Source organism: Parendozoicomonas callyspongiae (assembly GCF_023502345.1).
Taxonomy (GTDB): Bacteria; Pseudomonadota; Gammaproteobacteria; order Pseudomonadales; family Endozoicomonadaceae; genus Sansalvadorimonas; species Sansalvadorimonas callyspongiae.
Genome location: NZ_JAMFLX010000008.1, coordinates 163,501 through 170,367 on the forward strand (window position 1 = coordinate 163,501; position 6,867 = coordinate 170,367).

Annotated in this window: 6 protein-coding genes; 3 read left to right on the forward strand and 3 right to left on the reverse strand. The window is 46.2% G+C overall.

What is annotated here, in order from left to right; all coding sequences use genetic code 11:
- Positions 1–230: 230 nt before the first annotated feature.
- Positions 231–1,037 carry an exodeoxyribonuclease III gene (xthA, locus tag M3P05_RS08125; protein WP_249699007.1) on the reverse strand — a complete coding sequence of 269 codons (807 nt, stop codon included), beginning with the start codon at positions 1,035–1,037 and terminating at the stop codon, positions 231–233.
- Positions 1,038–1,328: 291 nt separating this feature from the next.
- Here xthA and M3P05_RS08130 point away from each other — a divergent pair, with 291 nt between their 5' ends.
- Positions 1,329–1,973 carry an N-acetyltransferase gene (locus tag M3P05_RS08130; protein WP_249699008.1) on the forward strand — a complete coding sequence of 215 codons (645 nt, stop codon included), beginning with the start codon at positions 1,329–1,331 and terminating at the stop codon, positions 1,971–1,973.
- Between the two features lie 7 nt (positions 1,974–1,980).
- Here the strand turns inward: M3P05_RS08130 and M3P05_RS08135 are convergent, their stop codons facing one another.
- Positions 1,981–2,619 (reverse strand): hypothetical protein, encoded by a 639-nt coding sequence (locus M3P05_RS08135; RefSeq protein ID WP_249699009.1) that lies wholly within the window; start codon positions 2,617–2,619, stop codon positions 1,981–1,983.
- 454 nt (positions 2,620–3,073) lie between these two features.
- On the opposite strand from M3P05_RS08135, the gene M3P05_RS08140 reads away from it, so the two are divergent.
- Positions 3,074–4,741: an alpha/beta fold hydrolase gene (locus tag M3P05_RS08140; protein ID WP_249699010.1), complete on the forward strand. Its 1,668-nt coding sequence runs from the start codon at positions 3,074–3,076 to the stop codon at positions 4,739–4,741.
- Positions 4,742–5,068: 327 nt separating this feature from the next.
- The gene (locus M3P05_RS08145; protein ID WP_249699012.1) at positions 5,069–5,398 is read left to right on the forward strand and encodes a MarR family winged helix-turn-helix transcriptional regulator; all 330 of its coding nucleotides are present in this window, start codon (positions 5,069–5,071) and stop codon (positions 5,396–5,398) included.
- 62 nt (positions 5,399–5,460) lie between these two features.
- Here M3P05_RS08145 and M3P05_RS08150 read toward each other — a convergent pair whose 3' ends face one another.
- Entirely contained in the window at positions 5,461–6,516 is a 1,056-nt protein-coding gene (locus M3P05_RS08150) for a coiled-coil domain-containing protein (RefSeq protein WP_249699014.1), read from the reverse strand.
- Positions 6,517–6,867: the final 351 nt, after the last annotated feature.

The window sequence follows — 6,867 nt, forward strand, 5'->3', positions numbered from 1 at the left end:
TGGCTCAGAAAGCCGCTAATCGCAAGGAAGGCTTGTGAAGGTGTAGTGGTTCTACATCAAGCAAGTCTGACGAAGTGAGTGGCGGCTTTCTGAGCCACCCGCAGGGCACCAGCGAGGCTTTCCAGCTCGTCGTTGCAGCCGTTCGAAAGACAACCAGTATTCCTTCACGCCTGCGCCTAGATCTGAAAAGCCTCGCTGGCACTGAATGCACAAACTTATGACAACAGAACCTAGAATTCTGCCCATATTGGCGCATGGTCAGATGGTTTTTCCATACCACGAATCTGGTAATCAACACCTGCACCTTTGCACAGATCGATCAGAGACTGTGTCGCCAGAATGTGATCAATACGAAGCCCGCGTTTGGGATCACGTTCAAAGCCACGGGAACGATAATCGAACCAGCTGAACTGGTCGTCTGTGTCAGGGTAGAGATGGCGGAAGCTGTCTCTCAGACCCCAGCCCAGCAGGCGTTGATACCATTCCCGTTCTTCTGGAAGAAAGCTGCACTTGCCGTCTTTCAACCAGCGTTTGGCATTCGGCGCACCAATACCAATATCAATATCCTCAGGGGAAATATTCATATCACCAAGAACAATAACCGGCTGCTCCGGTGTATGGCTGCTCTCAAGGTAGTCCTGCAGGTTTTGATAAAAAGCGCGTTTATTGGGGAACTTGGTCGGGTGATCCCGGTTTTCACCCTGGGGGAAATAACCATTAATAACCGTCAGCGTTTGTCCATTCCATGGCAGATCAACCATCAGCATACGGCGCTGGGCATCTTCTGCTTCTCCCTCGAAGCCCTTGCGAACGGCCTGGGGTTTCTCTTTGGTCAGGGTGGCTACGCCATAATGGGTTTTCTGACCATGATAACTGGCGTGATAACCCAGCTTTTCGATAGCTTCAACAGGAAAATCCGGATCAAAGACTTTGGTTTCCTGTACGGCAATCACATCAGGCTGGTGAGTTTGGATAATGGCTTCAATCTGGTGCAGGCGTGTACGTATACTGTTGGCGTTGAAAGAAACAATTTTCATTTAGTATCAATCCGGATTATAGAAAGCTGCGCAGCCGATTGAACAGTACTGGGGGATTTTGTTCAAGGGGCTATCCCAGCTTTACCGGCTTTTATTCAACTGGTAACTTGGTAACAGGACATTCGCATATTTGTAATAACCGAACGTTCATAATAAATAGTCGTAGATGAGCAATACTGTAGGGTTAGATGGGTTTTCCGCGATCCCCCTTCAGTTTCGCCAGAAAATAATAATAAAAACAAATGGGGACGTTGATCCTATGCTATCAGCAGTCCCCAGGCTGGAGCACCTATGACAACCGCCACTTTCGGTGAATCCATCGATATGAGGATTACCACTCGCTACCTGGACAGCTCATGGACCAGAGAAGTCCGTTCTCTTCTTTATCACACTTACCGGGATGATTCTGTATTTCAGAGCCTGCTTGAAGCAGACAGGGCAGGGTATGATCAACGTATCCGGGCCTGTACCCGTGAACTTGCCGCTTATTACTTTTCCGAAAATATGCCTGTGATAGGTGTTCTGGAGGGTGATCGCCTGATTGGCGTGGCTTTTGTTTCCAGAAGTGAAGATATCAGCACTATTGTTGGTCGTCTTCTGTGGAAATGGAAGATGGTACTGACAATTGGGTACAAGTGTACTGTCAACTATCTGGAGTATCTCCGTAAGCTTCAAGAAGTTCTGCCAGAAGAGCATGCTTACCTGTTGCCACTGATTGGGGTACATCCCCGTTTTCGCAGATCAGGGCACTGCCGTACATTACTGAAAGCGGTTCATGATTTGAGCGATCTGGATCAAAACGGCAAGGGAACTTCACTGTGCCTGAGTAATGAGGCACTGCAAGCATTTTTTGGTGGGTTTGGCTATCAGCAGATAGGGCAGGTTGATCACAATGGTGTGAAACAGCTCGTTCTGTTTAGGGCCAGAACGAGCTAAAAAAGGATTATTCTCTTACTCTGGTTTTCTGGGCAATCAGGAAGTTGCCATTGGGTAGCTGCATCTCGTAGCAGCTGAAAGATTTATAACGATTACAGTTCTTCACCAGAACAGGTTCAGGGTCATTGATCCTGAACATGCTCTCGATATCCGGGCACTGACTCAGTGAGACATGCTCGGTATGACGCTTGACAATATCTTCGGTCAACTCGCGGTAGGGAACCTCGGAAACATACCAGTCAATACCACGCTGGGTATCTACATACTGGCCTATAAAAGGAAGAGAGGTATTAATCATCTCGCTTCTCATGGCCTGGCGCGCCAAAGAGTCCAGATACTGAATACCGTAGCCATGTTGGTTCAGCTGATCACTCTCCATAGTGCGCTGCAATTCCCTGATATCAGTAATCAGTTCCAGCCACTCTTCACGGGATCTCAGAACATTGCCGGAGTAGACGGCACCTCGAAGGGTTTTTACCTGGCGTTCAAGCGTTTTGAATTTTTTTCCTGTTGGCGCAACCGAAACTGGTGCAACAATCTCATCGGCTTCCTGTTCTGGTTTAGCTCCGGACCTGGATTTCATCACCAATCCAGCAACAGCTCCAAGAGTCAGGACAACAAGGCCTCCAGTAATCAGTGACTCCATTTATCTTACAACCTCTGCCTTTCTTATTAACAATAACTACCAGCCAGATAGGGCTATCTGTGGACGTGCGATGCTATCACAAGGTCAAACCTTCCGGAATTGACTGATGACAGAACAGGGCCGGATCTTGTCGAGTGGGGCGCTGCTCGTGTAAGGCATGAATCGTTGAATTGGAAAGAATATTAAGCATATCGTAATTTAACATAAGATAGATTATGCGCATTATCAAGTAATATGAATATCCACCGACTCTATACTGGTTCTACCTCCAGTATCGCTATACCCAACACCACGCATGTTAATACTTAAGAATACTTCGCCATCTGCTCTTTTGATCTGTACCGGTATCGGTAAATTGAAATTACCCGCATCTATAACATATGCAAAGTGGCGACTTGTCCTACGGTGCGGTGTTGTACTCATCCAATAAATACAACAAAACAGGTATAGCGTTTTGAAATCATTGCTACGATCACTCTCATTCTGTGTACCACTGGTATTCACCTTGATGTTTACCCAGGCGGCTCAAGGTGACATTAAAGGCCTCTTTAACTTTGCTGCGGGACTGCTGAACCATGGAGTCTTTCCCGAGTCGGAGCTTTACACCACCGATGATGACATCATTATAACGGCCAGTGATGGTGTTGAGCTTGCTGCAAATATCTTTGTCCCTACCAATCTTAGCGGGTCTGCACCAGCTGTTATCTTTATCAATAGCTGGGGCCTGAATGAATACCAGTATCTGAGCCAGGCTGCACAGCTGGCTGAAAAAGGCTATATCGTGTTGAGCTATTCCACTCGGGGGTTTGGCACATCGGGCGGACAAATAGCCACAGCCGGACCGCAGGATATTGATGATTACAGCCAGGCGATTACTTTTCTGATAAATAATTACCCGGTAAATCCTGATGCCATTGGAACGGCCGGTATTTCTTATGGTTCCGGTATCAGCCTTATGGGAGCTGCACAGGATAAGCGTGTAAAAGCCATCGCTGCCATGAGCAGCTGGGGTAGCCTGACTGAGGCACTGTATGGCAACCAGACCCCACGCTTAGCCTGGGCTGAGATTTTAACGCTGATCTCTGAAACCAATGGCAATCCTGACCCGATTATTGAGGCCAACTGGAAAATCATTAAGAATCAGGATCTCGATAATATCCCTGAAGTACTTAAGTGGGCTGAAGCCCGATCTCCGATCAACTACGTTGACAGACTGAATCAGAATGGAACAGCAGTCTATCTCGCAAAGGCCTATGGCGATAACCTGTTCCAGCCTAACTCGCTGCTGGAGCTGTATCAAAAACTGAACACTCCCAAGCATCTTGACCTCCTGCCCGGAACCCATGCCACAGCCGAACTGCTTCCTTCTTTACTGGGAGTCGGTGAAAATATTGTCTGGGAAAATGTCTATAAATGGTTTGATATTCATCTGAAAGATATCAGCAATGATCTTGAATCTGCCAAGCCACTGCAGATGAAAGTGAAATTCCAGAATCGCTTTGAAGGGTTTGAATCCTATCCGGTTGAAACAGCAACCAGTCATACCTTTTATATGCACCCACGTTCACTGTTCGATAATGGTGATCTCGAAAATCACCCTTACCGCCCAGGGTTTGGCCGGGAAAAAGAAAATACCATCAATGCCTGGTTTGGAACTTTGTTCAGCACCCAGATTCCAGTTTTATCACAGCTGCTTGAGCAGCTTGAAATCCCTGTAATAACCAATATCTACGCAGCATCTCGATACCGGGGAATCTACTTTAATACACCAAAGCTGAATAAAACGCTGGAGATAAGAGGTACACCCCGAGTAACTGTGCAGGTGCAGCCTCATTTCAATAAGGTTCAGTTGGTCGGATATCTCTATGATATGGACTGGAGCGGTACGGCTCGACTGATTACGCATGGTGTGACCACTCTGCCGAATGCATCTTCAGGAGAAAACGTGGCATTGTCTTTTGATCTTGTTGCAACAGCCTATGATGTTCCGGAGGGTCACCGCCTGGTTTTGGCTTTTGATACTCGGGATCCTCAGTATCAGACACCAACCTCTAAAAACTATTCACTTGATTTTGAGTTCAGCGACACAAAACAATCAATCCTGACTGTACCTGCCTTATAAAGTACTGTGAAAAAGGTGGTTCAGGGATACACTGAGCCACCTTTTTGCCTTTCAAGCCCCCTGCTCTATTACGTATGTTTTCACTCCTGCTGTTGATTTGTACGACTATAAACAGGTTGCAACCGTCAGATATTTGCAAATCAAAGCAAGATCTGTCTAATATTTAGGCATGGCGAAATCGGGTCATTCACTAGATTGCGCCAGGTAATTGAAAAATTAGAATAATAAATGGAAATTGCCCCCGCCGTATGGGCTGAACTGAATGCCAGTTTCGCTGTAACTGTCGCTGGCAAAATAACGCAGTACAGATACAGAGGAATGTAACCCATGACGCTTAAAGGACTGATTAAGCTTACTGCTATATTGCAGGCTCACCCTTTGACAATCATTCAATGGCAGATATTAATGGTGGTTGCCGAAAACCCCGGTGAAACCATTACTGACCTGGTCAATGATGGCAAACTGGTCTGCGGAACCCCCAGCGATATTGCTGTCAGCGTAAAGCGCCTCGGTGAAGGCCGCCATGACCGTCCAGGGCTTGGTCTACTCAAGAAACAGCAACATGAGGATGATGGTCGGTATTTCCGTCTTTTCCTGAGTGCAAAAGGCAAAAAGCTGGTTGATAAACTCAAGCTGCAAATGAAGAATGTTCGCTGACCCTTGTTGTCAATCACAGTGTTGAAAAAGGCTGAGTAATCAGCCTTTTTTATGCTTGGAAATCATGATGTCTCTGGAATATTAAGACCTCCAGCCATTTGAATACCCTCAATACGAGCTTCAAGCCTGATCACCTTCTCAAGCAACTGCTGATTCTCACTCTCCAGGTGCTTCCGGCGATCAATCCCCTCCTCCAGTTCAATGATTCTGTTTTCCAGTGCCTGATATTGCGTTTCGGCTTCAAGACAGCGCCCTGCCCTATCTATAAGCTGCTTTATTGATTCGACAGGATCTTTGGGATTACCCAGTTCCACGGTAATACTGTTCAACTGAGCACGATCCTGCTCCAGCAGCTCAATCAATGAAGTTTTTTCAGTAAGTAGGACCTCTGATGAACTTCTTTCTCTCTTCTCCTGCTGCAGGGAATGTTCGAGTTCAGTCTTTTGCCTGTCCTTTTTACTACAGGTTTCCTGCAGCTTATCAATCTGCTTTTGAAGACGCCCTTTTTCACGGCGCTCTTCATCTATAACCTTCATCCAGTGGTTAATGATTTTCTGATGAGCTTCATCCAGGCGTTTTTCCTGCTCAATCAGTGCCTGCTTACCCTGTTGAGTTTCCTGCTCAATTCTGTTTTCCTGTTTGGAGCAGAGGGCTTCAAGCTGCTTCACTTGTTCCTGCAGGCTTTTTATCTGGCCCTGAGCTTCATGGATACTCTGTTTTAAGGTCTCCTTTTCCTGCTCAAGATCAAACAGACTTTGCTCTTGCCTGCTAATCGTAGACTGCTGCTCAGTCAGCTTCTGCTCCCATTCTGAGCGGCTGGTTTCAAACTCACCGTTACGTTCGTCCAGTTCATCCTGTAAATTCCTCGCCTTTTCACCCTGGCGGAACTTTTCTTTTGCGATTTCTCGTCGCAGAACCCTTGTCAGTTCAAGGGACAGTTCAACGTCTTCATCTTCTCCCAGAATTTCTAGCTCCTGCCACTCCCGGTAGTAAGGAAGCACTGTCTGCTTGCCCATTTTGACCTGGGCAGCAAGTTTCTGAGCTGTAATCTTTTCATCACGGCTCTTAAAGCCATCAAGAACACTGAAAACCTGTGCTCTACGCTGGTTATCTTTCATTAACACCCACTCAATGAACTATTAATACTGGTATTATAATACCGGTATTAATAGTATCAATAGATATCTATATATCATTAAAAAATACCGGTAATATTAATTACCGGTACTTTTTAATGTAGGAACTAGAATACCAGAGCCTTGTATAGGCCAGCAGGAAGTTAAAGAAACAGCAAAGGAGAAATTTGAGGATTTAGAGAGGAAATTGAGTAAAAAATACTTGAAAATGAGGGTTATGCTGTGGTCTGTGGAGGTGTACGTGGCCCTCTTCTGCGAATGGCTTTATCACGCTTAAAGTGAGGGGATGGTTTATCAAACTCGTGCAAAGTCTGGGGTGGCAGTGGTAAATCC

Excerpts from the sequence above, each read along its gene's own strand:
- M3P05_RS08130 (WP_249699008.1), top strand. The coding sequence starts at position 1,329 with ATGACAACCGCCACTTTCGGTGAATCCATCGATATGAGGATTACCACT.
- xthA (WP_249699007.1), bottom strand. The coding sequence starts at position 1,037 with ATGAAAATTGTTTCTTTCAACGCCAACAGTATACGTACACGCCTGCAC.
- M3P05_RS08145 (WP_249699012.1), top strand. The coding sequence starts at position 5,069 with ATGACGCTTAAAGGACTGATTAAGCTTACTGCTATATTGCAGGCTCAC.
- M3P05_RS08135 (WP_249699009.1), bottom strand. The coding sequence starts at position 2,619 with ATGGAGTCACTGATTACTGGAGGCCTTGTTGTCCTGACTCTTGGAGCT.
- M3P05_RS08150 (WP_249699014.1), bottom strand. The coding sequence starts at position 6,516 with ATGAAAGATAACCAGCGTAGAGCACAGGTTTTCAGTGTTCTTGATGGC.